This window comes from Billgrantia gudaonensis (assembly GCF_900100195.1).
GTDB classification, from domain to species: Bacteria; Pseudomonadota; Gammaproteobacteria; order Pseudomonadales; family Halomonadaceae; genus Halomonas; species Halomonas gudaonensis.
In genome coordinates this window covers 352,792-377,580 of sequence record NZ_FNES01000002.1, presented here as the reverse complement: position 1 = coordinate 377,580, position 24,789 = coordinate 352,792, and the positions used below count along the sequence as shown (strand labels likewise).

General features: G+C 66.1%; 22 protein-coding genes. 10 read left to right on the top strand and 12 right to left on the bottom strand.

What is annotated here, in order from left to right; all coding sequences use genetic code 11:
* Positions 1-5: 5 nt before the first annotated feature.
* The 8 genes from BLP96_RS03820 to glnA all read right to left on the bottom strand — a co-directional run bounded on the left by BLP96_RS03820 (position 6) and on the right by glnA (position 8,668).
* Positions 6-479 carry a tripartite tricarboxylate transporter TctB family protein gene (locus BLP96_RS03820; protein ID WP_176761446.1) on the bottom strand — a complete coding sequence of 158 codons (474 nt, stop codon included), beginning with the start codon at positions 477-479 and terminating at the stop codon, positions 6-8.
* Positions 476-1,471, bottom strand: a complete 996-nt coding sequence (locus tag BLP96_RS03815) for a Bug family tripartite tricarboxylate transporter substrate binding protein (protein ID WP_089683248.1) — start codon at positions 1,469-1,471, stop codon at positions 476-478. Before BLP96_RS03815 ends, BLP96_RS03820 begins: the two co-directional genes overlap by 4 nt.
* A 106-nt stretch (positions 1,472-1,577) precedes the next feature.
* Positions 1,578-2,774 carry a CaiB/BaiF CoA transferase family protein gene (locus tag BLP96_RS03810; protein WP_089683245.1) on the bottom strand — a complete coding sequence of 399 codons (1,197 nt, stop codon included), beginning with the start codon at positions 2,772-2,774 and terminating at the stop codon, positions 1,578-1,580.
* 7 nt (positions 2,775-2,781) lie between these two features.
* Complete coding sequence (locus BLP96_RS03805) at positions 2,782-3,744, bottom strand: hydroxymethylglutaryl-CoA lyase (protein ID WP_089683242.1); 963 nt, start codon at positions 3,742-3,744, stop codon at positions 2,782-2,784.
* A 96-nt stretch (positions 3,745-3,840) separates the two neighbouring features.
* Positions 3,841-5,253, bottom strand: a complete 1,413-nt coding sequence (gene ntrC, locus BLP96_RS03800) for a nitrogen regulation protein NR(I) (protein WP_089683241.1) — start codon at positions 5,251-5,253, stop codon at positions 3,841-3,843.
* Positions 5,246-6,292, bottom strand: coding sequence for a nitrogen regulation protein NR(II) (gene glnL / locus BLP96_RS03795; protein ID WP_089683237.1), 1,047 nt, complete (start codon positions 6,290-6,292; stop codon positions 5,246-5,248). Before glnL ends, ntrC begins: the two co-directional genes overlap by 8 nt.
* Positions 6,293-6,504: 212 nt before the next feature.
* Positions 6,505-7,095, bottom strand: a complete 591-nt coding sequence (locus BLP96_RS03790; RefSeq protein ID WP_089683234.1) for a DUF4124 domain-containing protein — start codon at positions 7,093-7,095, stop codon at positions 6,505-6,507.
* Between the two features lie 166 nt (positions 7,096-7,261).
* Complete coding sequence (glnA, locus tag BLP96_RS03785) at positions 7,262-8,668, bottom strand: glutamate--ammonia ligase (RefSeq protein ID WP_089683231.1); 1,407 nt, start codon at positions 8,666-8,668, stop codon at positions 7,262-7,264.
* Between the two features lie 539 nt (positions 8,669-9,207).
* On the opposite strand from glnA, the gene BLP96_RS03780 reads away from it, so the two are divergent.
* The 8 genes from BLP96_RS03780 (at position 9,208) to BLP96_RS03745 (ending at position 17,772) form a co-directional block, all read left to right on the top strand.
* A complete protein-coding gene (locus BLP96_RS03780) occupies positions 9,208-9,744 on the top strand; it encodes a glycosyltransferase family A protein (RefSeq protein ID WP_089683229.1) in 537 nt (178 codons plus the stop codon).
* A 127-nt stretch (positions 9,745-9,871) separates the two neighbouring features.
* The gene (gene typA / locus BLP96_RS03775) at positions 9,872-11,722 is read left to right on the top strand and encodes a translational GTPase TypA (protein WP_089683227.1); all 1,851 of its coding nucleotides are present in this window, start codon (positions 9,872-9,874) and stop codon (positions 11,720-11,722) included.
* 150 nt (positions 11,723-11,872) lie between these two features.
* Positions 11,873-12,196: a hypothetical protein gene (locus tag BLP96_RS03770; RefSeq protein WP_089683224.1), complete on the top strand. Its 324-nt coding sequence runs from the start codon at positions 11,873-11,875 to the stop codon at positions 12,194-12,196.
* 148 nt (positions 12,197-12,344) lie between these two features.
* Positions 12,345-13,790, top strand: coding sequence for a sodium-dependent transporter (locus BLP96_RS03765; RefSeq protein ID WP_089683222.1), 1,446 nt, complete (start codon positions 12,345-12,347; stop codon positions 13,788-13,790).
* A gap of 94 nt (positions 13,791-13,884) precedes the next feature.
* Complete coding sequence (locus BLP96_RS03760; RefSeq protein ID WP_089683219.1) at positions 13,885-14,655, top strand: ABC transporter ATP-binding protein; 771 nt, start codon at positions 13,885-13,887, stop codon at positions 14,653-14,655.
* A 69-nt stretch (positions 14,656-14,724) separates the two neighbouring features.
* Positions 14,725-15,429 carry an ABC transporter ATP-binding protein gene (locus BLP96_RS03755; RefSeq protein ID WP_089683216.1) on the top strand — a complete coding sequence of 235 codons (705 nt, stop codon included), beginning with the start codon at positions 14,725-14,727 and terminating at the stop codon, positions 15,427-15,429.
* Positions 15,430-15,457: 28 nt separating this feature from the next.
* On the top strand, positions 15,458-16,462 hold the full coding sequence (locus tag BLP96_RS03750; protein WP_089683214.1) for a branched-chain amino acid ABC transporter permease: 1,005 nt from the start codon (positions 15,458-15,460) through the stop codon (positions 16,460-16,462).
* Positions 16,462-17,772 (top strand): branched-chain amino acid ABC transporter permease, encoded by a 1,311-nt coding sequence (locus BLP96_RS03745; protein WP_089683211.1) that lies wholly within the window; start codon positions 16,462-16,464, stop codon positions 17,770-17,772. Before BLP96_RS03750 ends, BLP96_RS03745 begins: the two co-directional genes overlap by 1 nt.
* 87 nt (positions 17,773-17,859) lie before the next feature.
* Here the strand turns inward: BLP96_RS03745 and BLP96_RS03740 are convergent, their stop codons facing one another.
* Both BLP96_RS03740 and BLP96_RS03735 read right to left on the bottom strand, forming a co-directional pair.
* Positions 17,860-19,647 (bottom strand): methyl-accepting chemotaxis protein, encoded by a 1,788-nt coding sequence (locus tag BLP96_RS03740; RefSeq protein WP_089683208.1) that lies wholly within the window; start codon positions 19,645-19,647, stop codon positions 17,860-17,862.
* A gap of 214 nt (positions 19,648-19,861) precedes the next feature.
* Positions 19,862-21,067, bottom strand: coding sequence for an ABC transporter substrate-binding protein (locus BLP96_RS03735; RefSeq protein WP_089683206.1), 1,206 nt, complete (start codon positions 21,065-21,067; stop codon positions 19,862-19,864).
* Between the two features lie 159 nt (positions 21,068-21,226).
* Here BLP96_RS03735 and BLP96_RS03730 point away from each other — a divergent pair, with 159 nt between their 5' ends.
* The gene (locus BLP96_RS03730) at positions 21,227-21,985 is read left to right on the top strand and encodes a dienelactone hydrolase family protein (protein ID WP_089683203.1); all 759 of its coding nucleotides are present in this window, start codon (positions 21,227-21,229) and stop codon (positions 21,983-21,985) included.
* Between the two features lie 3 nt (positions 21,986-21,988).
* Positions 21,989-23,032, top strand: coding sequence for a C45 family autoproteolytic acyltransferase/hydrolase (locus BLP96_RS03725; protein WP_089683201.1), 1,044 nt, complete (start codon positions 21,989-21,991; stop codon positions 23,030-23,032).
* Between the two features lie 3 nt (positions 23,033-23,035).
* Here BLP96_RS03725 and BLP96_RS03720 read toward each other — a convergent pair whose 3' ends face one another.
* Positions 23,036-23,626 (bottom strand): DUF4202 domain-containing protein, encoded by a 591-nt coding sequence (locus BLP96_RS03720; protein WP_089683198.1) that lies wholly within the window; start codon positions 23,624-23,626, stop codon positions 23,036-23,038.
* A gap of 152 nt (positions 23,627-23,778) precedes the next feature.
* The gene (locus BLP96_RS03715) at positions 23,779-24,309 is read right to left on the bottom strand and encodes a cytochrome b (RefSeq protein WP_089683196.1); all 531 of its coding nucleotides are present in this window, start codon (positions 24,307-24,309) and stop codon (positions 23,779-23,781) included.
* Positions 24,310-24,789: the final 480 nt, after the last annotated feature.

The following is a 24,789-nucleotide window of genomic DNA, read 5'->3' as shown; positions in this document are numbered from 1 at the left end:
GGCGGTTACCAGTCCAGACCGGGCATGTCGGGAAGCGGCATGCCCAGCGCGAATTCGAAAAGCAGATAGAGGCTCGAGGTCAGCAGGGCGCCGAAAGGCAGTGCCTGTCTCCAGCGCGCCCCGAACAGACGGATCAGTACGACTACCGCGAGCAGGGCGCTGGGCAGAAAGCCCAGCGGCTCGACCAGCCCGGCATATAAGGCCAGCACCGCCAGCATGCCCAGCTGTCGCAGTTGGGCGGCCCGGCGAGGCCAGCGCTGGTTGAACCCCGGGCGCAGCATCAGATAGAGCGCCAGCACGCCCAGCGGCACGCTCACCAGTCGCGGGAAGGCCCCCGGCCCCACCGACTGACCGAAACCGCTGGTGTAGTCGTGGGACAGCCACCAGGCAGCCACCGCCAACACCAGTAGCACCGCTCCGGCGATCCGGTCGCCGACCGTGCCGGGGACACGGTCGGTCAGGTCTCCTGCTTCGCTCACTCGAGAACTCCGATCTCGCGGGAAATGGCCTCCACCTCGTCGATGGATTCGCGCACGAAGTCGTCGAATTCGTCACCGCCACGCCACAGCGGCACCAGGCCGTTCTCCTGGGCGACCGTTTTCCACTCGTCGCTCTCGTACAGCGTCTGGAGATCCTCCACCATGGCGGCGTAGTCCTCGTTGGAGACCTCGCCGCCGGTATAGAAGCCGCGCCAGTTGTAGCCGGCCACGTCATAGCCCTGGGAGGCAGCGGTGGGCAGGTCATCGAAGGGCTCGGGCAGCGGCTCCTCGGAGAGCACCGCCAGCACCCGCACGTCGCCCGATTCGATGAAGCCGGCGATCTCGCCCAGGTCGGTCGAGACCACGTCCACATGTCCCCCCATCATCTGGGTCACCGCCGGACCGCCACCGTCGAACTGCACCCAGCGCAGTGCACCGAACTGGTCGGCCGGCAAGCCCGCGGCCTTGGCCACCATCAGCGCACGGATATGGTCCCAGCCCCCGGCGCCGCTGGAGCCCGCCATGGACAAGGCACTCGGATCCTCGACGATGTCGTCGAGCAACTGATTCAGGGTCTCGTACTCGCTATCGTCGTCGACCAGGATCACGCCCACGTCGGTACCCAGCATGCCCAGCCAGCGCATGGTGTCGGCACCGCCCGGATACTTGCCCTGGGCGATTTGGGTGACCCCGACGGTGCTGGTAGCCACGATGATGTCGCTGTCATCGGCATGGTTGCTGGCCACGTTGGAGAAGGCCACGGCCCCGACGCCGCCGGGTCGATTGGTTACCTGGACGGGGTCTTCGACCAGTTCCAGCTCGTGCAACAGCTTGCCGACGCTGCGGCAGGTGAAGTCCCAGCCGCCGCCGGGATCGGCGGGAGCGATGCACTCGCTGATGGGCAGCGCCTGGCTCGGTGCACTGAAGACCAGGCCGGCACTCAGCACGGCGGTGGCGGCGATGCCCGACAGGCTTGGGGTGATGGATTTCATTGGCGTATTCCTCCGCATTGTTGTTGTGAAGCGTCATGGCGGTGCACGGCAGGACCTCGGCACCAGGGTCATCGGCTGCCCGGAGGGCGACCGTTGTCAGGGTAGTTCAGATGACACCGCGCGCGGCAAGGTCGTCAAGTTCGCGTTCGGCCAGGCCGAGTTCGCCGAGCAGTTGGCGAGTGTGTTCACCCAGACGCGGCACCGGATGACAGAGCGTCGCCGGCGCCTCGCGCAGCTTGACGGGAAAGCCCGTCACCGGAATCTTGCCGGAGGCCTGCTCCAGTTCCAGCCGCATCTCATGAGCGCGGACCTGCGGGTCGGCGAAGGTCTCGCGCAGGTCGTGCACCCGGCCGCACGGCACACCGGCCCGATTGAGGTGCTCGATCCAGTCGTCCACCCGGCGCGTTTCGATGATGCCGTTGAGGATCTCGCGCAGTGCATCGCGATTGGCCATGCGCCGCGCGTTGTCGGCGAAACGCGCATCGTCGAGCAGATCCAGCCTGTCCAGGGCACCGAGAAAGCGCTCCACCATGGTGTCGTTGCTGGGGGCGATGGCGACTTCGCCGTCGCTGGCCTTGAACAGCCCGTAAGGATAGAGCATGGGGTGATCGTTGCCGGTACGCGCCGGCAGGCGGTCGGTGGCGAAGAACTCGGCGGCCAGGTAGCCCAGCATGGCGATCAGGCCATTGGTCAGCGCCGTCTCGACGATGTCGCCCTGCCCCGTTCGCTCGCGGCGCACCAGGGCCGCGCAGATGCCGAAAGCCAGGTTCTGGCTGGCAACCATGTCGCTGATCGGCGGGGCGGCGCGCATCGGCTCACCGTCGGCCGGACCGTTCACCCCCATGAAACCGCTCATGGCCTGGGCGATGAAGTCATAGGCCGGACGGTCGCGATAGGGACCGGTGGAACCGAAGCCGTTGATGCGCCCCACTACCAGTTGCGGATAGCGCTCGCGCAGCGTGTCGTCGTCGAGGCCCATCCTGGCCAGCACCCCGGGGCGGAAGTTCTCCACCAGCACGTCGGCTTCGGCCAGCAGCCGATGCAGGATCTCCCTGCCTTCGTCGCTGCGCAGATTCAGGGTCAACGAGCGCTTGTTGCGGTTGAACTGAGCGAAGTACCAGCTTTCGCCGTTGATCATGTTGCCCTGACCGCGCACCACGTCGCCCTTGCCGGGCGACTCGACCTTGATCACGTCGGCACCGTGGTCGCCGAGGATCTGCGTGCAGAAGGGGCCGGAGATCACCCGCGTCAGGTCGATGACGCGAATGCCCGCCAGGCTGCCGTAGGGCTGCGAGTCCGTCATCTGCGAGCTACCCCCTGGCCGCCAGCGTCCGGTCGGCATCGTGCGTGGCCAGCCGCGGGCCCGCCTTGGAAACCTGGGCGGGCAACTCGCGCCCCATCAAGCGCGCGGCCAGCCGGGCAGCCTCGATCATGCCCTCCAGTTCGATGCCGGTCTCGAGGCCCAGCTCGTCGAGCAGATAGATCAGATCCTCGCTGGCGATGTTGCCCGACGCCCCCGGCGCGAACGGACAGCCTCCCAGCCCGCCGATGGCGCTCTCGTAGCGATCGACGCCCAGCATCAATCCCTGCAGCACGTTGACCAGACCGAGGCCACGCGTATTGTGGAAGTGCAGGGTGGGCGAGACGGTCGGCGCCACTTGGCGCAGATGCTCGATGCGCTCGGTCACCAGCGGCGGCGTGGCCATGCCGGTGGTATCGCCCAGCGACACGTAGCGGGCACCGAGGTCGGCGAAGTGCTGGGCGATGCGTCCCACCGCTGCCACCGACACCTCGCCCTCGAAGGGGCAGCCGAAGCTGGTGGCGATGGCTCCCCGCAATGCCACGTCGCTACCCTCCAGCGAGCGGGCGATACGTTCGAAGCCGGCCAGCGAGTCGGCCACGCTGCGGTTGACGTTCTTGGCGTTGTGGCTCTCGGAGGCCGAGACGAACAGCACCACCGAGTCGACGCCAGCGGCGAGGGCCCGCTCGGCACCGCGCTCGTTGGGCACCAGCGCGGAGAGGTGCAGGCCCTCGATCCGACGCACCTCGGCGACCAGCTCGGCAGCATCGGCCAGGGCCGGCACCGCCCGCGGGCTGACGAAGGAGGTGAGCTCGAACTCGCGCACCCCTGCATCGACCAGCGAGCGCACCAGTGCCACCTTGTCGGCGGTGGGCAGCGTCACCGGCTCGTTCTGCAGGCCATCGCGCGGCCCCACCTCGGTGACGTGGACATGCCGCAGCGAGGCGGGGAGCGTGCAAACATCAGGGGGCATCGAGGCTGTCCTATTGCATGACAGGTAGCAAGCCTCGACGCTACGGCAGGGCCGCCGCCGTCAACAATGCGCCTTTCGTTGTAGACGCGCCAGCGCTCAGTCGCTGTCGGCCAGCGACGGCAGCAGCGTCTTGAGCTTGCGAGTCAGGGTGTTGCGACCCCAGCCCAGCAGCTCTGCGGCCTCGCCCTTGCGACCTCCGGTGTGCTTGAGCGCGGTCTCGATGAGGATGCGTTCGAAATCCGGGACCGCTTCTTCCAGCAGGTGGGTATGCCCTGCCGCCAGCGCGCGGTCGGCCCAGTCGCGAAAGGCCGCCCGCCAGTCGCCCACGCTGCCCTCGGCGGCGCCGGGCTGCAGCAGCTCCGGCGGCAGATCTTCCACCAGCACCTCGCGCCCCGAGGCCATCACCGTCAGCCAGCGGCAGGTATTCTCCAGCTGGCGCACGTTCCCCGGCCAGGCCAGGCGCATCAGGTGCGCCTCGGCTTCCTTGGTCAGCACCTTGGTATCGGTGGCCAGTTCCTTGGCCGCCTCGGCCAGGAAATGGCGCGCCAGCCGCGGGATGTCCTCGCGCCGCTCGGCCAGCTTGGGCAAGTGCACGCGGATGACGTTGAGCCGATGGAAGAGATCCTCGCGAAAGCGGCCATCGTCCACCAGGGTCTCCAGGTTCTGGTGGGTGGCGGCGATGATGCGCACGTCCACTTTCACGGGGGTGTGGCCACCCACGCGGTAGAACTCGCCGTCGGCCAGCACGCGCAGCAGGCGGGTCTGCGTCTCGGCCGGCATGTCGCCGATCTCGTCGAGAAACAGGGTGCCGCCATTGGCCTGCTCGAAACGCCCCTGGCGCTGCGCGGTCGCCCCGGTGAAGGCGCCCTTTTCGTGACCGAACAGCTCCGACTCGATCAGATCGCGGGGGATCGCCGCCATGTTGAGCGCGATGAACGGCTGACCGGCCCGCGGGCTGTGCTGGTGCAGGGCACGCGCCACGCGCTCCTTGCCGGTGCCCGACTCGCCATTGATCAGCACCGTGATGTGCGACTGCGAGAGCCGGCCGATGGCGCGGAAGACCTCCTGCATGGCCGGGGCCTCGCCGATGATCTCGGCGTGCAGGCCCTCCGGCGGCGTCACCGGTCGCTTGCGCTCCCGGGCGTGCGCCACGGCCCGGCGCACCAGTGCCAGCGCCTCGTCGACATCGAACGGCTTGGGCAGATATTCGAAGGCGCCGCCCTGGTAGGAGGCCACCGCACTGTCCAGGTCGGAATGGGCGGTCATCACGATCACCGGCAGCTCGGGATGCGCCTCGCGCAGGCGCGACATCAGGTCGAGCCCGTCGATGCCCGGCATGCGAATGTCGGTGACCAGGACGTCGGGCGGGTCATCGAGCAGACGTCCCAACGCCTTGTCGGCACGGTCGATGCTCTCGACCTCGATGTCGGGCTGAGCCAGGGCGCGCTCCAGCACCCAGCGAATGGCGCGATCGTCATCGACGATCACGACGCGTGCGACGTCAGTCATGGTGCCTCTCCAAGGGAATCAGCAAGCGAAATTCGGTATGCCCGGGGCGAGAATCGCATTCGATCAGCCCCTGGTGCTGGTGCAGAATGCCCTGAGCGATGGAGAGCCCCAGGCCACTGCCGTCGGCGCGCCCCGATACCATCGGGTAGAAGAGCGTTTCCTGCAGGCTCTCGGGAATCCCGGGGCCGTTGTCGATCAGCGCCACCTCGCACACCAGGCGATGACGCTCGGCCCCCAGGGTGAACTGACGCCGCGCGCGGGTGCGCATCATCAGCTGCGGCGCCTCGGTGCCGGCCTCGCGCATCGCCTCCACGGCATTGCGCGCCACGTTGAGCACGGCCTGGATCATCTGCGCCTCGTCGCCGGGAAAATCCGGCAGGCTGGGATCGTAATCGCGCTCGATGCGTACGTCGGGCGTCTCGGCAACGAGCAGGGCCCGCACCCGTTCCAGCACCTTGTGGACATTGAGCGGCGCGTGCTGATCGATGCGATTGGGTCCCAGCATGGTGTCCACCAGGTCGCGCAGGCGGTCCACCTCCTCGACGATGACGTGGGTGAACTCTCTCAGGGCCGGGTCTTCGAGATCGCGTTCGAGCAGCTGTGCCGCACCGCGAATGCCGCCGAGCGGATTCTTCACTTCGTGGGCCAGCCCGCGCGACAGTACCTTGATCGCCTCCTGGCGGTTGAGCAGCGCTTCTTCGCGGGAAATGCGCAGCAGTCGGTCACGCGGCTCCATCTCCACCAGCAGTTCCTCGGCAGACAACGGCGTGACGGTATAGTCGATGGTGAGGGTCGCCCCCCCCAGCAGTGCCAGACGCACCTCGCGCTGGGTGAAGGGGTGGCCGTCGTCGCGGGCCTTGGCCAGCACCTCCTGCATGCCGTCGTCCACAGGCAGCAACGCCGGCAAGGGCGTGCCGGTGACGCGCCCCAGGCTCACCGCCAGCAATGCCTCGGCAGCGGGGTTCATCCAGCGCACGGCAAGCCGCTCGTCCAAGAGCAGCACCGCCGTGGTGAGGTGTTCCAGCAGGCGTCGATACATGGATCCTTCCTCGCTGTGCAGCTGCACCTGCGGCGAGCAGGCGCGCCGACATGGCGCAACCGCAGGTCGTCATGGAGGGAATTGCAAGAAGCGCGCCAACTCGAAAGCACCGCCATGGCGGCACCTGGCACACGCTCGCGAACATGCAGCGCACCACCATGGTGCATCACAGAAAGGTCCGCTGACCACTTCTGGCCGATACGGTGCGTCGCTCAATCGCCCCCAGCGGGGTTGTTGGGATTCTGAGGCAGGTTGACGCTGGCACGCTGGACATACAGGGTCACCGGATCGCTGCGATGGCGCACGTCACCGCCCGCATCCAGCAGTTCGGCCTGCAGCACGTGCTCACCGCGGGGCAAATCGTTGAGCAGGAAGGCGTCGGTATGCAGGGCACTCTGGCTGATCTCGCCATCCACCAGCAGGCGCACGCGATGATCCTCGCGCAGCGGCGGCTCGATGGCGAGCTCCACCGCCACCTTGCCTGCGGCCCCGGTCGGCAGGGTTTCCTCGTTCGCCGGCGCGGCGATGCCGAAACGGTCGTAGGGCATGAACGGCGACGATTCGCTCGCCGCCTGCCGCTCTCCCTCAGGTTCGGCCGGGGCCGACGAGGCCTCATCGCGCCGTACCTCGCCTCGTGCCGGCACCACGGTGAGCGGCTTCAGCTCAACCTTCTCGCCGCCACGCTCCGGGTTGTCGGTGAACACCACGTTGCCTTGTTCGTCGGTGGTGCGGTAGACGGTGGTCGCGCCAGCCGGGGCGGCCAGGATCAGGCCCAGAACGATCGACAACAGCGTCTTGGTCATCGGTATTTCCTCGCAGTGTGGCGGGCTCGTCGCAGAGTGCCACGCCGGCGGCCAGGCATGCCAGACCCCGTATTGACGGCAACCAGACACGACAGAGGCCCCGCCGTGGCGGGGCCCCTCTGCCGGCGCCACCAGTGGGCGGCGCCGCAACGGCGAACCGGCTGGTTCAGCAGCTGTAGTACATGTCGAACTCGACCGGATGGGTGGTCATGCGTAGGCGCTCGACGTCTTCTTCCTTGAGCTCGATGTAGGCATCGATCATCTCGTCGGTGAACACGCCACCTTCGGTGAGGAAGGCACGATCGGCATCCAGCGCTTCCAGGGCCTGGTCGAGGCTCTCGGCCACGGTCGGGATGGCCTTGCCCTCTTCCGGCGGCAGGTCATAGAGGTTCTTGTCCATGGCGTCGCCGGGATGGATCTTGTTCTTGATGCCGTCGATACCGGCCATCAGCATCGCCGCGAAGCACAGGTAGGGGTTGGCGGTCGGGTCGGGGAAACGCAACTCGACGCGCTTGCCCTTGGGGCTCGCGGTGTAGGGAATGCGGATGGAAGCGGAGCGGTTGCGAGCACTGTAGGCCAGCATGACCGGCGCCTCGAAGCCCGGCACCAGACGCTTGTAAGAGTTGGTGGAAGCGTTGGCGAAGGCGTTCAGGGCACGGGCGTGCTTGATGATGCCGCCGATGTAGTAGAGGGCCATCTCGGAGAGACCCGCGTACTCGTCACCGGCGAACTGGTTCTCGCCACCCTTCCAGAACGACTGGTGCACGTGCATGCCGCTACCGTTGTCGCCGACCAGCGGCTTGGGCATGAAGGTGGCGGTCTTGCCGTAGGCGTGGGCCACGTTGTGCACCACGTACTTCATCTCCTGCAGCTCGTCGGCCTTCTTCACCAGGGTGTTGAACTTGACGCCGATCTCGTTCTGGCCGGCATTGGACACCTCGTGGTGGTGCACCTCGACGGTCTGGCCGATGGCTTCCAGAGTGTTGCACATGGCACCGCGGATATCGTGGAAGCTGTCCACCGGGGGCACCGGGAAATAGCCGCCCTTGACGCGCGGACGGTGGCCCAGGTTGCCGCCTTCGATGGACCGGTCCGTGGACCAGGCGCCCTCTTCGGAGGTGATCTTGTACATGGCGCCTTCGATGTCGGCCTTCCAGTGCACTTCGTCGAAGATGAAGAATTCCGGCTCGGGGCCGAAGAAGGCGGTATCGCCCAGGCCGCTGGATTTCAGATAGGCTTCGGCACGCTTGGCGATGGAGCGCGGGTCACGGTCGTAGCCCTGCATGGTGGCCGGCTCGATGATATCGCAGCGCAGCACCAGGGTAGCATCCTCGGTGAAGGGGTCGAGAAAGCCGGTGCCGTCTTCCGGACGCAGGATCATGTCGGACTCGTTGATGCCCTTCCAGCCGGAAATGGACGAGCCATCGAACATCTGACCGTTCTCGAAGAATTCCTCGTCCACGTCCCGCGCCGGGATGGTGACGTGCTGTTCCTTGCCTTTGGTGTCGGTGAAGCGCAGATCGACCCACTGAATGTCGTGTTCTTCGATCAGGGCGAGAGTCTTGGCAGACATGGTGTCCTCCGTTTGAGCGATGGTTCGAGCGTCGGCCGCCATGGGCGACCCGCTGCGCAGTTGCGTACCAGCATTGGTTGTAGCACGCCGCAAGCTTCCCGCCCACGGCTGCCATGCGCGATCATGGCACTGGCCATTACAATGCAGGCAGCGTGCCAATCTTGCACCGACTTGACGAAAACGACCCTATCTCACTGAATGAAAGCGACTTTTCAAAGCGCTCTAAAGGTGCCTGTCGGGCCATTCGATCATTCGAGCGCCTGTCGCGGCTTGCCGAGCGACATGTCTGCACCATTAACGGGCATGACTGGACGCCGCGGCACCAATATCGTGCAAGTCAGCCGCAGTGATGGCCACCCGCGCGCAACGACACCCGCCTGCCGCATGGCTGCGCGACGCCCTGTCCGGGCACGAGTGTCAGCCATCGCGCAATTTGCAACTTTTCATGACCAAACACTACACTTCATTACAGAGCAGGCCTGACCCGCTCCGTCTTCGTGCCCGCCCGATGATCGTCGACATGTGGAGCCTGCCCTGCCATGACCCTCAGCTTGATTCTCGATGTTCGAATGACGGGTCATCGGCTCCCTCGGCAGCTCCATGCTCTCCAGCGCCTGGCACGCAGCCGCCCCGAGCCCTTCGAGCTGCTGGTGGCCGACGACACCGGCGATGCGCGCCTGCCGCGCCTGGCAGAGCGCTATGGCGCCCGACTGCTGACCTGCGAAGGCACCCCGCTGGGCGATCGCCTCAACGCCGCCGTCGCACGCAGCCAGGGCGACATTCTGATGTTTCCCGCCCCCGATGCGCGCCTGACCCTCGACTGGCTGGCCCAGGTGACCGAACGCATCGAACGTCAGCAGGACGACGCAGCGGTGTTCACATCGCGCCCGCTGGGCCGTCTCACCCGGCTGCGGCGCCGTCTGCAAGGTCATCTGCCTGCCGAGACGCTGTGCATCGCCCGCACCTGGTTCGAGCGCATCGGCGGCTTCGACCCGGCGCTCGACCAGGAAGCGCTGCCCAACCTGCTCGAGCGCCTACGCGCCTGCCAGGCACGCATCGACCGCTCATCGGCCTGACGACCTTTTCGCTATTCCCCTTCCCCGCTTGTCTGTACAATGCGCCACCATTCCATCTCCCCTCACCGCGCCCAGGGCACGCCTCACCGGTGTACAAGCGGTGCGAACCGATCGACGAGCGACACCTATGAGCACCCAAGCCAGCGGCTCTCGCATCGAGAGCCTACGCAACATCGCCATCATCGCCCACGTGGACCACGGCAAGACCACCCTGGTCGACAAGCTGCTGAGCCAATCCGGCACCCTCGACCGCAAGGCCGAGGGGCAGGAGCGCATCATGGACTCCAACGACCAGGAGAAGGAGCGCGGCATCACCATCCTGGCCAAGAACACGGCGATCCGCTGGCAGGCTCCCGGCGGCGAGGACTACCACATCAACATCGTCGACACCCCCGGGCACGCCGACTTCGGCGGCGAGGTGGAACGCGTGATGTCGATGGTCGACTCGGTGCTGCTGCTGGTGGACGCCGTGGACGGCCCCATGCCGCAGACCCGCTTCGTAACCCAGAAGGCCTTCGACCAGGGCCTGAAGCCCATCGTGGTGGTCAACAAGATCGACCGCCCCGGCGCGCGCCCCGACTGGGTCATCGACCAGATCTTCGACCTGTTCGACAACCTCGGCGCCAGCGACGAACAGCTCGACTTCCCGATCATCTACTGTTCGGCGCTCAACGGCATCGCCGGCCCCGACCCCGAAGAACTGGCCGACGACATGACGCCGATGTTCCAGGCCATCGTCGACATCGTCGAACCGCCCAAGGTCGAGATCGACGGCCCCTTGCAGATGCAGATCTCGGCACTGGACTACTCCAGCTACGTGGGCGTCATCGGCCTGGGCCGCATCACCCGCGGCGCCGTGAGGCCCAACCAGCAGGTAGTGGTCGTCAGCAAGGAGGGCCAGGAGCGCCGCGGCAAGGTCGGCCAGGTGATGACCCACCTGGGCCTGGAACGCGTGCAGACCGACCAGGCCACCGCCGGCGACATCATCTGCATCACCGGCATCGACTCGTTGGCCATTTCCGACACCCTGTGCGACCCGAACGTCGTGGAGGCCCTGCCGCCGCTGTCGGTGGACGAACCCACCGTCTCCATGACCTTCCAGGTCAACGATTCGCCCTTCGCCGGACGCGACGGCAAGTACATCACCAGCCGCAACATCAAGGATCGCCTCGACCAGGAACTGATCCACAACGTGGCACTGCGCGTCGAGCAGGGCGATTCGCCGGAGAAGTTCAAGGTCTCCGGCCGCGGCGAGCTGCACCTGTCGGTGCTGATCGAGACCATGCGCCGCGAAGGCTTCGAGCTGGCCGTGGGCCGTCCCGAGGTGATCATCAAGGAGATCGACGGGGTCAAGCAGGAACCCTACGAAGAGGTGATCATCGACTGCGAGGAGCAGCACCAGGGCGCCATCATGGAGGAGCTCGGCTACCGCAAGGGCGAGCTGACCAACATGAACCCCGACGGCAAGGGCCGGGTGCGGCTGGACTTCATCATTCCGGCGCGCGGGCTGATCGGCTTCCGCGGTCAGTTCCTCACCCTCACCTCGGGCACCGGCATCCTCACCAGCCGCTTCGACCACTACGGTTCGCTCAAGCCCGATGCCGCCATCGAGCGCCGCAACGGCGTGCTGGTCTCGATGGTCGACGGCAAGGCACTGGCCTATGCGCTGTATGCGCTACAGGAGCGCGGCAAGCTGATCATCGACCATGGCACCGAGGTCTACGAAGGCATGCTGGTGGGCATCCACAACCGCGCCAACGACCTGGTGGTCAACCCCACCAAGGGCAAGAAGCTCGACAACATGCGCGCCTCGGGCAACGACGAGAACATCGTGCTGACCCCGCCGGTGAAGTTCACCCTGGAACAGGCCATCGAGTTCCTCGACGACGACGAGCTGGTGGAGGTGACCCCCAACCACATCCGTCTGCGCAAGAAGCACCTCAAGGAACACGAGCGCAAGCGCGCCGGCAAGAAGTGAACCGGTCTCGTCCCGCCCAGCGCCCGCCATCCGGCGGGCGCTGTGGTAATGACCCGGGCATCGGTTTCGAATGCTTCGCAACGCTGGGCTTGGGAACCCAGCAGGGGATACTCTTGAGCCGAACCATCCATCGGTAACGAGGAGACCGCCATGCATCGCCATGTCGAATGGGACGACCCCGGCGCCGACAGCGTACTGAGCCATTTCGAACACGACCCCACCGGCTACTCCGAACCCGGGCCGGGCGACATCCTTTCGGCGCGCTACCGTGGCCGGGTGGTGCGCATTCGCGTCGATGCCTACGTCGACGGCACGAGCATCGGCGAGGTAGCGGCGATCATCGCCCCAGCCAGCGGCGAGCGCCAAGAAAGCGTGGACAAGCTGCACCGGGGCGACACCGTACGCCTGCCGGACGACAAGCGCGCCTTCGAGCCCGGCCCGGCGAACGATAGCGCGGACGACGAAGACCCATGATCGCTGCCCGGCGTCACCTGGCCTAGCCCAACGCACCCTTAACGCTTGACCGCTGGCAAAGACAGGCGTTTCTGGCACAGTTAAGCTCGTTTACCCAAACGCAATGTTCCACCGGCCCACAAGGCCGCCACCGAGCGCTGGACCCTCAATGAGCACGCACAACGTCTGGACACACAAGGGCACCTTCCTGCTGGCCGCCGTCGGCTCCGCAGTGGGCCTGGGCAACCTGTGGCGCTTTCCCTATCTGGCCGGCGAGAACGGCGGCGGCGCCTTCATCCTGATCTATGGCCTGACCATCTTCGCCGTGGGCATTCCCATCCTGATCGCCGAGACCATGCTGGGGCGCGCCAGTCGACAGAGCCCCATCATGGGCATGCGCCACCTGACCAAGACGCACGATACCTCGCGCGCCTGGGAAACCATCGGCTGGCTGGGGGCCGTTTCGGCCTTCCTGATCCTGAGCTTCTATTCGGTGATCGCCGGCTGGGCGATCCACTACACCTGGCAGATGCTCACCGGCTCGCTGGCCGGCGCCGACGCCGAGACCATCGGCGCCGGCTTCGACGCCCTGCTCGCGTCACCGGGGCTGCTCACGCTCTATCACACCCTGTTCATCATCGCCTCGGGGCTGATCGTCGGCCTGGGCATCCACAGGGGCATCGAAAACAGCCTGCGCATCATGATGCCGGCGCTGTTCGCGATCCTGCTGGTGGTGTTGGCCTATGGCATCGCCAACGGCGACTTCGCCGCCGCGGCCAGCTTCCTGTTCACCTTCAACATCGCCGATCTGAGCCTCGAGGGCTGGCTGGAGGCCATGGGCCAGTCGTTCTTCACCCTGAGCCTCGGCATGGGGGCGATCATGGCCTACGGCGCTTACATGTCCGGCGAGGCCTCGCTGACCCGCACCGCCTTCGCCATCGCCGTGGTCGACACCGCGGTGGCCATGATCGCCGGCCTGGCCATCTTCTCGCTGGTGTTCGGCGCCGGGCTGGATGCCGGCCAGGGCCCGGGGCTGATGTTCGTCACCCTGCCGCTGGCGTTCGCCGAAATGCCGTTCGGTGCCCTGATCGGGGGCGTCTTCTTCATCCTGGTACTGGGGGCGGCCATCAGCTCGTCGATCTCGCTGATCGAGCCGGTCGCGGCCTACCTGGTCGAGCGCTTCGACCTCACCCGCCCCCAGGCGGTCACCCTCATGGTGGTGGCCAGCTGGACGCTGGGGCTGCTCACCGTGGTCAGCTTCAACCTGTGGGCCGAGGGGACCATTTTCCACGCCCTGTTCGGACGCAGCGCCTTCGGCTTCATCGAACTGCTCACCAACATCTTCATGCCGCTGGGCGGCCTGATGATCGCCCTGTTCGCGGGCTGGGCGTTGACCCATTCCGAGGTGATGAAGGAAATGCGTACCAGCGAAGGCTGGTTCGCCACCTGGCGTTTTCTGGTGCGTTTCGTGGCCCCGGCGGCGGTGGCTTTCGTCTTCCTGCGCAGCATCCCGCAGATAGAGGGCTACCTGATTCCCACCATCGGGGCGCTGGTGATCGTCGGCGCCTTCGCCGCGGGCCGCACCTTCCTGGCCGACGCCAGCCGGGAGCAATGAACGCCGTATCGGCATGACGAAGAATCGAGACGCCGCGCAACCAGCGACGGCGCCAAACAACGACAACAGCGACTGGACAGGGGGCATACCCCAGATGGCAGCCATCATCGACGTCAGACACGTCAACAAGGCCTTCGGCGGCCTCGAAGTCATCAACGACTGCTCGATCCAGGTCGAGCAAGGTTCGATCACCGGGCTGATCGGCCCCAACGGCGCCGGCAAGTCGACGCTGTTCAACATCATCGCCGGCACCCTGCCGCTGGACAGCGGACAGGTGCTGCTCGACGGCGAGGACATCACCAACCGGCCGGCCAACGAACTCTTCCACAAGGGGCTGTTGCGCACGTTCCAGATCGCCCATGAGTTCTCCCACTTGACGGCGCTGGAAAACCTGATGATGGTGCCGCCCGACCAGGCCGGAGAGAACTTGTTCAACGCCTGGCTGAAGCCGGGCATGGTTCGACTTCAGGAAGCCGAGGTACGCCGCCGCGCCCTGGAAGTGATCGACTTCATCGGCCTGCACCACGTGCGCAACGAACTGGCCGGCAACCTCTCCGGCGGCCAGAAGAAGCTGCTCGAGCTCGGCCGTACCATGATGACCGACGCCCGCGTGGTCTTGCTCGACGAGATCGCCGCCGGGGTCAACCGCACTCTGCTGGGCGATCTGGTGAGCAACATCGAGCGCCTGAACCGCGAGATGGGCTACACCTTTCTGGTCATCGAGCACGACATGGACATGATCGCACGGCTCTGCGACCCGGTGATCGTGCTCGCCCAGGGCAGCGTGATGGTGCAAGGCACCATCGAGGAGATACAGAACGATCCGCAGGTGATCGAGGCTTACTTCGGCTCCAACGTCGCTTGAAGAGAGCCGGTGCCGACCTGCGGGCCGGACCGACAACGACACAACGATCCTTACGCTGGGACAACCACAATGCCACTACTCGACGCACGCGACGTGCACGGCGGCTATGGCGGCATGAACATCCTCAACGGGGTGAACATGGCCATCGAAGCCGACGAGATCGGGGTGATCGTCGGCCCCAATGGCGCCGGCAAATCCACCATGCTCAAGGCCATCTTCGGGCTGCTCACCGTCAACCAGGGCGAGATCCTGCTGCGCGGCGAGCCGATTCACAACCTACCGCCCAACAAGCTGGTACAGAAGGGCATGGGCTTCATTCCCCAGGAGAAGAACGTTTTCCCCAGCCTCACGGTGAAGGAGAACCTGGAGATGGGCGCCTTTCTCAAGCCGCACAACACGCGGCGCATGCTCGAGACCGTCTACGGGTTCTTCCCGCCGCTCTACGACAAGCGCCACCAGCCGGCGGGCGAGCTCTCCGGGGGCCAGCGCCAGATGGTGGCCATGGGCCGCGCGCTGATGGCCGAACCGGACCTGCTGCTGCTCGACGAGCCCACCGCCGGCCTCTCGCCGCTCTACATGAACGAAATCTTCGAACGCGTGAAGGAGATCAACGCCGCCGGCGTGGGCATCCTGATGGTGGAACAGAACGCCAAGCAGGCACTGGCCATCGCCGACAAGGGCTTCGTGCTGGCCGCCGGCCAGAACCGCTTCACCGATACCGGCGCGGCCCTGCTGGCCGACCCGGAAGTCGCCAAGAGTTTTCTGGGCGGCTGAGCCTGGCGCCTCAACGGGAGTGAACGTCGTGAACGAACTCGTCTTCTTCATCAACAACGTAGTGATCGCCGGCAGCGTCAGCGGCTCGATCTATGCCATCGGCGCGGTGGGCGTCACGCTGGTGTTCAGCATCATGCGCTTCGCCCACTTCGCCCACGCCGACATGATGACCTTCGGCGCCTTCATGGTCCTGCTGCTCACCCTGCTGTTTCCCGGCGCCGGCGACGCCGTGGGCCTGCCCACCGCCGTGGTCATGCTGCCGCTGGCCATGCTGTTCACCGCACTGCTCGCCGTGGGCATCGACCGCGCCTTCTACAAGCCGCTGCGCGCCCACGGCGTCAAGCCGATCGTCATGGTGATCGGCTCGCTGGGCGTGACCCTGATGCTGCAGGGGCTGATCCGCCTGTTCGCCGGCACCGGCGGGCAGAGCCTCTACGTGGACGACCGCAAGGAGATACTCCGCCTGGCGCTGCCCTTCGAGGGCGCGCGAGCGCCCATCGTGATCACCGAGCCGCAGATCATCCTGTTCGTGCTGACCATCGCCGCCGTGGTGAGCCTGCACCTCTTCCTCACCCGCTCGCGACTGGGCAAGGCGATGCGCGCCATGTCCGACAACCCCGACCTGGCCCAGGCCTCCGGCATCAACATCAACCTGATCGTGGCGGTCACCTGGATCATCGCCGGAGGGCTCGCGACCATCGCCGGCACCCTGCTGTCGCTGGACGTGACCTTCAAGCCGGATCTGAGTTTCTTCATCCTGCTGCCGATCTTCGCCGCCGCCATCGTGGGCGGCGTGGGCCATCCCTTCGGTGCCATCGCCGGCGGCTTCGTGGTCGGCTTTGCCGAGACCCTCGCCGTCTTCAACTGGTCGGTGCTGCTGCGTCCCTTCCGCGACAGCCTGCCCGAATGGCTCGCCCAGGCCGGCAACCTGGCCTTCGTCGGCACCGAGTACAAGATCGTGGTGCCCTTCTTCATCCTGGTAGCCATCCTGGTGTGGCGGCCCACCGGCATCTTCAAGGGGAAGGTGATCTGATGAGCACGCAAAACGAACCACGCTCCGACCTCGTTGCCGCTCCCTCGCGCCTGCCCAAGCGCGAACTGGCGCTGTTCGCCGCCCTGCTGGTGGTCGTGCTCGGCGTCTACGCCGTGATGGGGGGAGCCTACAGTACGCGCATGCTGGTGGAGGCGGCCTGCTACGCCATCCTGGCGCTGGGGCTGACCATCCAGTGGGGCTATGCCGGCCAGTTCAACGCCGGGGTGATGGGTTTCGTCGCCCTGGGCGGCTTCTCGGCGATGCTGTTCAGCGTCCCCGTCAACGAAGCCTTCTGGGCCAGCGAACTGCCCGGTGAGCTCGGCCTGGCATTGCTCTACCTGGTCGCCGCCGTGCTGGTGGTCGTCGGCGCGACACGCCTCGACCGTCTCGGCCTACCCAAGCGATGGCGCACGTTGATCGCGGTGGTCGTGGCCGTACTGCTCTATCTGGTGGTCATGAGCGAGCTGCGTTCGGTCACCGAAGAGATCCATAGCCGGGTCGACTTCGTCGGCGGCCTGGGGCTGCCGGCCTGGACGGGCTGGATCGTCGGCGGCGCATTGGCGGGCGGCATGGGCTACTTCATCGGCAAGATCTGCCTGGGGCTGCGCAGCGACTACCTGGCCATCGCCACCCTGGGCATCGCCGAGATCATCAAGGCCTTCCTCAAGAACTCCGAGTGGCTGACCCGCGGCACCGCGACCGTCTCGCCGCTGCCCTGGCCCACGCCGGGCCCGGCAGAGCTGGGCTTCACCCTGGCCCGGGCACTCTACCTGTCGCTCACCGCGGTCATCATCGCCGCCATCTTCTTCCTGCTGCACCGCGCCTACCACGCTCCCTGGGGACGCATGATCCGCGCCATCCGCGACAACGAGATATCGTCCGCCGCCATGGGCAAGGACATCAACCGCCGACGACTGGAGATCTTCGTGCTGGGCTGCATCCTGATGGGCATCGGCGGCGGCGTGCTCGGCTCGTTCAACAGCCTGTTCGATCCGCAGGGCTACCTGCCCCTCAACCACACCTTCCTGGTGCTGGTAATGGTCATTCTCGGCGGCCCCGGCAACAACCTGGGCACGATCTTCGGTGCCGTGGCGGTGTACATCATCTGGATCATGTCCGAGCCCCTGGCACTGTTCCTGATGCACTTCGCGGCGGACATCGGCCAGGCCTGGTTCGGCTGGGATTCGCCGGGCAACCTCGACAGCCGTGCCTTGCAAGCGCGGGTCTTCGTCATCGGGCTGCTGATCACCCTGGTGCTGCGCTTCGCGCCCAAGGGGCTGCTGCCCGAGAAGGTCAAGTACCACGACTGAACGCAACCGGCCCGGGGCAGTTCCCGGGCCGGTCGTTCGAGCGGCATGGTCGCGGTCCGTTGGCGTAATGCCAGCGGACCGCCGATCTCAGAAAGTCTCCCACTCGGGTTCGCTTTCGGCCTCCTCGGGCGATGCGTGGCGCGGCTTCGGTTCCGGCTTGGGGTCGCGCTGTGTCTGTGCCGGAGAAGGCAGGCCGAGCGCGGGTCCTGGCTGGCGCGGCGGGGCATTCGGCCCTTCCGATGCATCACCCAGCACGAAGCCGCTGATCAGCTCGTTGAGCTGCTCGGCCTGGCGGCGCATCTGCGCCGCGGTGTTCGAACTCTGCTCGACCATGGAGGCATTCTGCTGGGTCATGGTGTCGAGCTGGCTGACCGCCGTGTTGACCTCGCCGATACCCACGCTCTGTTCCCGCGAGCCGGCGCTGATCTCGGAGATCACCGCCGTGACCTGGTTCACGCTGTCGAAGATCCCGCGCATGGTTTCGCCAGCGCGCTGCACGATACGCGTACCGTCCTGTGCCTGTGACACCGACGAATCGATCAACTGCTTGATGTCGCGGGCGGCATCCGCCGAGCGCTGAGCGAGCTTGCGCACTTCCTGGGCCACCACCGCGAAGCCGCGACCGTGCTCGCCGGCACGTGCCGCCTCCACCGAGGCATTGAGCGCCAGTATGTTGGTCTGGAAGGCGATGGAGTCGATCATCGACACGATGTCGCCGATCTTGGCCGAAGACTGGTTGATGTCATCCATGGTTCGTTCCACCTCCTGCATCGCCGACTGACCCTGCTCGGCCACTTCGGCGGTGGAGGCGACCAGTCGATCGGCCTGCTGCGCCTGGGTGGAGGTATTCTCCACGGTGGAGGTGATCTCCTCCATGGCCGATGAGGTTTCCTGCAGGTTGGCCGCGGCCTGGTCGGTTCGGGTGGCCAGCTCCTCGCTGCCCTGGGCGATGTCGTTGGCCGCGTAGTACACCGAGGTCGCACTGCGGCGAACGTCGCCGAGCATCGCCTGCATGCGCGCCAGGAAGGCGTTGAACTGCTCGCCCAGCTCGCCGATCTCGTCGCGGCTACGCACCGTCAGGCGCCGGGTCAGATCGCCCTTGCCGGCTGCCACCTCGCTGGCGATCTCCTTGATGGTCGAGGCCGTGTAACGCACCTGATTGACGGTGCGCCGTGCCAGCCACATGGCCAGGGCGGCAATGATCAGGTTGGCCACGGTGCCCACGGCCCAGAGCCGAAAGAGAGAGGCCACGAGTTGATCCACGGCCGCCTCTTCGATCTCGACCATCGCCGTTTCGATGTCGGTGACGTAGACGCCGGCGCCGATCACCCAGTCCCACGCCTCGACGCGATCCGCGTAGGAGTGCTTGGGCTCGGGCTCGCCGGTGCCGGGATGCGGCCACTCGTACTGGTAGTAGCCGCCGCCCTGGGCGGCGAGCTCCGCCATGTCGCGAATCATCCGCTTGCCATTGGCATCGGTGGCATCGAGCATGTTGGTGCCCACGCTATCGGGGGCGGCCGGCTGAACCAGCATCTCGCCGTCCGCCCGGTAGGCAAAGACGTAGTTGTCGTTCTCGAAACGCAGGCTCTCGAGCAGCTCGATGGCGCGCTGCTGGGCCTCTTCGGTATCGGGGACGGTGGCGGCGATCCGCTCGACCATGGAGACGGCGAGTTCGACGTTGCTGCGCACGCCGCGCTGGCGCGACTCGAGGAGCAGGTCGCGCTGTTGTTCGATCTGCGCCTCGTTCGCCTGGACGCGTTCGTACCCCTCGACCAGCAGCAGGCAGGAAGAGGAAACGATCAACGGCATGAGAACGAGCAGCAGGATCTTGACCTGCAAGTTGGCTGTGATGAAGTGAAGACGGCGTGAAATCATGGGTGTCGTTCCTTGTTCGAATTGGAGGCTCGGGTCTGCGCCCGATGACCAGTCACACCGTCAGGGGAAGCCGTTGTATCGTTATTCGTTAGGCGACTTGTAACCTACAGCACCGTACAGCAGATTCAAGCGACTCATCGCCGGGTCATGACATCAGACAAGAAAAAGCCCCGGTGGCATCCCACCGGGGCTGGCTCGGCATGGCACCGGGCAGTTACAGGTCCAGCTGCCTCTTGCGCACGAATTCGCCGTCTTCCACGGCCATCTCGACCACCACGCCGGGCACGTCGCCGTTGTCGTCGAACTCGTGACGACCCGAAGCCCCTTCGTAGTTGATCTCCTTGCCATCGGCGATCAGTTGCACGGCCTTCTCCCACTCACCGGGCAGGATGACCTCGCCGGGCTCGCTGGCCACGCTGCGCAGCGCCTGGGAGAGCCCTTCGCGCTCGGCATTGCCGTTCTGTTCGATGGCCAGTGCCAGCAGGAAGGCCGCGTCGTAGGCCTGGGCGGCGAACACCGCCCCGGGGTCGATCTCGGCGGCTCGTGCCTGCTCTTCGAACAGCGGCGTGCCAGGCAGGTCGGGGCTGCCGGGCCGCGTGGCGATCATGCCCTCGAGCACGTCGTCACCCACGGCGCCCACCAGGCTGTCGCCGACCATGCCGTCGGCCCCCACGTACTGGGTGAACATGCCGCTCTCGTAGGCCTGGCGCAGCACCGTTTGCCCGGACGTGTCGGCATAGGCCAGCACCACCAGGGTCTCGGCGCCGGTGGCCGAGAGGGAACCCAGCTCGGAACGGTAGTCGGCGCGATTGTCCTCGTGGGCCAGGTTCTCGGCGACGGTGCCCCCTTCGGCTTCGTAGGTGGCGACGAAGGAATCCGCCAGGCCGCGGCCATAGTCGTTGTTGACGTAGGTCACCGCCACCGTGTCGATGCCCTTTTCGATCAGCAGTTTGGCCAGCATCTCGCCCTGGAAGGCATCGGACGGCACGGTACGGAAGACGAGATCGTTGTCCTCGAGATCGGTCACCGCCGGTGCCGTGGAGGCCGGCGACACCATCACCACGCCGCCGGGAATCGCCGCGTTGTTCGCCGCTGCGATGGTCGCCCCGGTGCACAGGGCGCCCACGATGGCCGTCACCTCCTCGGAGTTGACCATGCGATCCGCCGCATTGGAGGCGGCCGAGGCATCGCCGCAGGTAGTGTCGCCACTGGGCATCACCAGTTCCTGGCCGCCCAGAATGCCTCCTTGCTCGTTGACCTGGGAAACGGCCAGCTTGGCCCCGTCGAAGATGGGCGGCGTGAGACTCTCGATGCCACCGGTGAAACCGCCCAGGAAACCCACCTTCACTTCTGCCTGCACGGCGCCGGCAAACGCCACGCTGGACGCTGCCACCGCCATCGCCAATACGCTCTTTTTCATGTTGTTCCGCTCACTGTTGGCTCATGGGTAAGGGTTGCCCCCTTAATCTGGAAGGCCAGGCGTCAAAATACAAGCCGGCCGCGCCAACGCTTGTCTCGGCCCTATCCCCTTCTGCCTATACTGGGGGTTCGGACCCAGCCACATCACGAGGAGGCCAACATGCGCCCGCTGACAACCTCACTCACTCTGCTCTGCGCTCTCGGTCTGGCCACCGGCGCTCATGCCTTCGAACCGGCCGGCGAGGACGTCAGCTACGACATCGGCGACGACACCTTCGAGGGCTACTTCGCTTCGGGCGGCGACATGGCCCGGGGCACGGTGCTGATCGTTCACGACTGGAACGGCCTGGACGACTACGAACGCCAGCGCGCCGACATGCTCGCCGCACTCGGCTATGACGCCTTCGCCGTGGATCTCTTCGGCCAGGGCAACCGGCCCAAGACCACCGAAGCGCGCCAGGAGGCCACCAATGCACTCTATAGCGACCGCGAGCGCATGCGCGAGCTGACGCTGGGCGGGCTCGCCGAGGCCCGCGACCGGGGCGCCGCGACCTCCACCCTGGTGATGGGCTACTGCTTCGGCGGCACCGTGGCCCTGGAGATTGCCCGCTCCGGCCAGGCGGACGACGTAGTCGGCTACACCAGCTTTCACGGCGGCCTGGGCACGCCCGAGGATCAGTCGTGGCCGGAAGACACGCCGCCCCTACTGATCGCCCACGGCGGCGCCGACACCGCCGTGCCGATGGCCGACGTGGCCACTCTCGTGGAAGAACTGGAAGACGCCGAGCTGACCTACACCGTCGAAATCTACTCCGGTGCCCCGCACGCCTTCAGCGTGTTCGACACCGAGCGCTACCAGGAACGCGCCGACAAGGCTTCCTGGGCCGCCTTCACCGACTTCCTGGAGGAGATTCTCTAATCCATGCAACTCACCGAACTCAGCGGTAGCCGCCATGCGGTTGGCCTGGCCCACGGCCGGGCCCACGCGTCACGCATCCAGCGCAGCGTGGCGGTCTACGACCGCCTGTTCCACGACTTCGTGGGGCTGCGCTGGCAGGCCGCTCGCCGCGAAGCCGAACGCTTCGCGGCGATGATCGAGCGCGGCTTTCCCGCCATCCTCGATGAAATGCACGGCATTGCCGACGGCGCCGGGCTCGACTGGCAGGACATTCTGACGCTGAACTGCCGCAGCGAAATCTCGCTGACCCAGGCCAGCGGCGGCTGCTCGGCCTTCGCCCTGCAACGCCATGGAGACCAATGGCTGGCCCAGAACTGGGACTGGCGCGCCGACCAGCTCGACAACGTGGTGGCACTGAAGATCGACCTCGCCGACGCGCCCTCGCTGGTGAGCGTCGGCGAGGCCGGCATGGTGGCCAAGATCGGGCTCAACGCCGCCGGCATCGGCGTCTGCCTCAACGCCATTCGCTCGCAAACCTGCGGCACGGGCCTGCCGATCCACGTCGCCCTGCGCAAGATGCTGGAAAGTCCCGACTTCGACAGCGCCCTGCGCGTGGCCACCCACGACCGCGTCTGCTCCCCCGCGCATTTCCTCTTGGCCAGTCGCGATGGACGAGCCGGCGGGCTCGAGGTGCATCCCGGCGAACCCGGGCGTCTCCCGCCCCGCGGCGGCATCGTCACCCACACCAATCACTTCGTCGAGCCCACCGTGACCTGCCAGGTGGAGGACTTCCCCCGGCCCGACTCGCGCCCGCGCCTGGCCAGGCTGGACGCCCTGTTGCAGGCGCTTCCCGACACGACCGAGATCGGCGAAGATGCTCTCTTCGGCGTGCTCAGCGATCACCACGGGGAGCCACAGTCGATCTGCCGCCACGAGAATCTCGACCAGCCCCCCGACGAGCGCATGGAAACGCTCTTCAGCGTGGTCATGAACCTCAATGAAAGGCGCCTCACCCTGCACCACGGCAAGCCCTGCGAGACGACCGAGGGACTCTGCGCCGTGCCATGACGTTCATCCGGCCAGCGCCTCTTCCACCAGCGCACGCGCCTCGTCGCTCATGGGCAGGCCCAGGGCCAGCTCATGAGCGCGCGGCGACATCTTCTTCCAGGTCTTCTGCACGATGCGGATCAGGTGGTCGTGATCTACCTGCTTCGAGAAATCGGCGAAGTAGTTCTCCAGAAACACCAGGCAGGCGCAGTCCTCCACCGCCTGGGTGCCGGGGTCGCGCCCGAGCCCCTGCTTGCGGATCATGCGCGCCGTCCGCTCGGCTTGCGCTTCGTCGTAGCCGGCCTCGACCATCAGCCGTGCCGTGGTCTCGGCCGCCCGCTGGCCCTGGTCGCGGCGCCAGGTGAGATAGCCCACCCGCCCCTCCGGGTAATCGCTGCGCGGCACCTGCCAACGCTGCAAGTGCTGGCCGCGCACCGCCAAGCGTATCAGCTCATCGGGCGAGGCGTGCAACCGCTCCAGCCAATCGCTCATGCGACCGGCATGCCACAGCTCCTGGGGTTGGGGCTCACCGGCCACGGTGACCTGGCGCGGGTCTTCGGCGTGCAGCGCATCCAGCGCCGCCATCGCTTTCTCGAACGGGGTCGTTTCGGTCATGGGACGCTCCTGCCGGGGTGATGGCCCACAGCATAACAAGGCCACGACGCCCCGGCTCGTCCAGCGCCGCAGCGGCGACACCAAGGCAACAGGCAACAGATGTCGCCTTGCGCAACCGGCACGACAACCGGCCGACTCGCCGAACGGACCGGCTAGTCAATCCCGCGCCCGGTGATGCGTGACATGACTTCTGGGTTGCCGACGTGGCGATGCCACAGCGCCATGGCCACATGGCCGACCACCAGCACCAGCAACACCCAGCCGAACAGGCCATGGAAGTTGCTGCCGATGGCGGTCATCCACTCGATCTCCCCCTCGAACCCGCTCATCAGCGGAATGCCGAACGGCTCGAAGGCACGTCCCGAACCGTACTGGCGAATCAACGCCACGGCGGGAACGGCGATCATCAGCAGATACAGCGCCAGATGCCCCAAGCTAGCCCAGGCATTGACCGCCGGCGGCCGATGACCGCGATCGAGAACGCCCCAAACGACCCGCACGATGGCAAGCAGCATCAGCAGCAAGCCCAACGGCTTGTGGCTCGCCCACAGAAATGCCTCCACGGCCGTGTCTTCCAGCCAGGCATGCGCCCCAGCCGAAGCGAACTGCCACGCGAACAGTACCGCCATGGCCCAATGCAGATAGCGCGTCAAGCGTCCGTAGTGCGTCGCTTCTGTGCTCATGTGAACCTCCTTCTCTGGTTGTGGCCCGCAAGCAGACTAGCGGCGAAACGCGCACCCAATGTGGAAGCAGGAAGGCACAATGCTACGAGTTGATTTATATCAATTTTTGTATGGCATGAGATTGAGGGGAAGATTCAAGAGCGGCGGGGCGGGGCAGCCTGAGGCTTATGGCTGTGAGGACTTGGCAGACGATATAGGACTAGGTAGGCAGCCTACTTTTCCCGTCAAGTCACCTTGTTCACCCAGGAAAAGCCTCCTTTCGTGCGACTCCAAGCCAAAACACCATTCGGCAGCAAGATCCAAGAGGGGATCGAACATGCTTCCACCTGTTGGCCGCCTCAGGCTGTTTGGGGCTCTGGAACACAGCGTTGCCCGCCAGCCGATTGTCGTTACTATCCGTGCGGCCCGCGACCATCGGATCGGCCCCGGTGAATTGACCCCCTTCCGGGTTTCTATCCGCGCGGCCGTGCAGGCCGCGAC

Excerpts from the sequence above, each read along its gene's own strand:
- BLP96_RS03815 (WP_089683248.1), bottom strand. The coding sequence starts at position 1,471 with ATGAAATCCATCACCCCAAGCCTGTCGGGCATCGCCGCCACCGCCGTG.
- BLP96_RS03810 (WP_089683245.1), bottom strand. The coding sequence starts at position 2,774 with ATGACGGACTCGCAGCCCTACGGCAGCCTGGCGGGCATTCGCGTCATC.
- BLP96_RS03805 (WP_089683242.1), bottom strand. The coding sequence starts at position 3,744 with ATGCCCCCTGATGTTTGCACGCTCCCCGCCTCGCTGCGGCATGTCCAC.
- ntrC (WP_089683241.1), bottom strand. The coding sequence starts at position 5,253 with ATGACTGACGTCGCACGCGTCGTGATCGTCGATGACGATCGCGCCATT.
- glnL (WP_089683237.1), bottom strand. The coding sequence starts at position 6,292 with ATGTATCGACGCCTGCTGGAACACCTCACCACGGCGGTGCTGCTCTTG.
- BLP96_RS03790 (WP_089683234.1), bottom strand. The coding sequence starts at position 7,095 with ATGACCAAGACGCTGTTGTCGATCGTTCTGGGCCTGATCCTGGCCGCC.
- glnA (WP_089683231.1), bottom strand. The coding sequence starts at position 8,668 with ATGTCTGCCAAGACTCTCGCCCTGATCGAAGAACACGACATTCAGTGG.
- BLP96_RS03780 (WP_089683229.1), top strand. The coding sequence starts at position 9,208 with ATGACCCTCAGCTTGATTCTCGATGTTCGAATGACGGGTCATCGGCTC.
- typA (WP_089683227.1), top strand. The coding sequence starts at position 9,872 with ATGAGCACCCAAGCCAGCGGCTCTCGCATCGAGAGCCTACGCAACATC.
- BLP96_RS03770 (WP_089683224.1), top strand. The coding sequence starts at position 11,873 with ATGCATCGCCATGTCGAATGGGACGACCCCGGCGCCGACAGCGTACTG.
- BLP96_RS03765 (WP_089683222.1), top strand. The coding sequence starts at position 12,345 with ATGAGCACGCACAACGTCTGGACACACAAGGGCACCTTCCTGCTGGCC.
- BLP96_RS03760 (WP_089683219.1), top strand. The coding sequence starts at position 13,885 with ATGGCAGCCATCATCGACGTCAGACACGTCAACAAGGCCTTCGGCGGC.
- BLP96_RS03755 (WP_089683216.1), top strand. The coding sequence starts at position 14,725 with ATGCCACTACTCGACGCACGCGACGTGCACGGCGGCTATGGCGGCATG.
- BLP96_RS03745 (WP_089683211.1), top strand. The coding sequence starts at position 16,462 with ATGAGCACGCAAAACGAACCACGCTCCGACCTCGTTGCCGCTCCCTCG.
- BLP96_RS03740 (WP_089683208.1), bottom strand. The coding sequence starts at position 19,647 with ATGATTTCACGCCGTCTTCACTTCATCACAGCCAACTTGCAGGTCAAG.
- BLP96_RS03735 (WP_089683206.1), bottom strand. The coding sequence starts at position 21,067 with ATGAAAAAGAGCGTATTGGCGATGGCGGTGGCAGCGTCCAGCGTGGCG.
- BLP96_RS03730 (WP_089683203.1), top strand. The coding sequence starts at position 21,227 with ATGCGCCCGCTGACAACCTCACTCACTCTGCTCTGCGCTCTCGGTCTG.
- BLP96_RS03725 (WP_089683201.1), top strand. The coding sequence starts at position 21,989 with ATGCAACTCACCGAACTCAGCGGTAGCCGCCATGCGGTTGGCCTGGCC.
- BLP96_RS03720 (WP_089683198.1), bottom strand. The coding sequence starts at position 23,626 with ATGACCGAAACGACCCCGTTCGAGAAAGCGATGGCGGCGCTGGATGCG.
- BLP96_RS03715 (WP_089683196.1), bottom strand. The coding sequence starts at position 24,309 with ATGAGCACAGAAGCGACGCACTACGGACGCTTGACGCGCTATCTGCAT.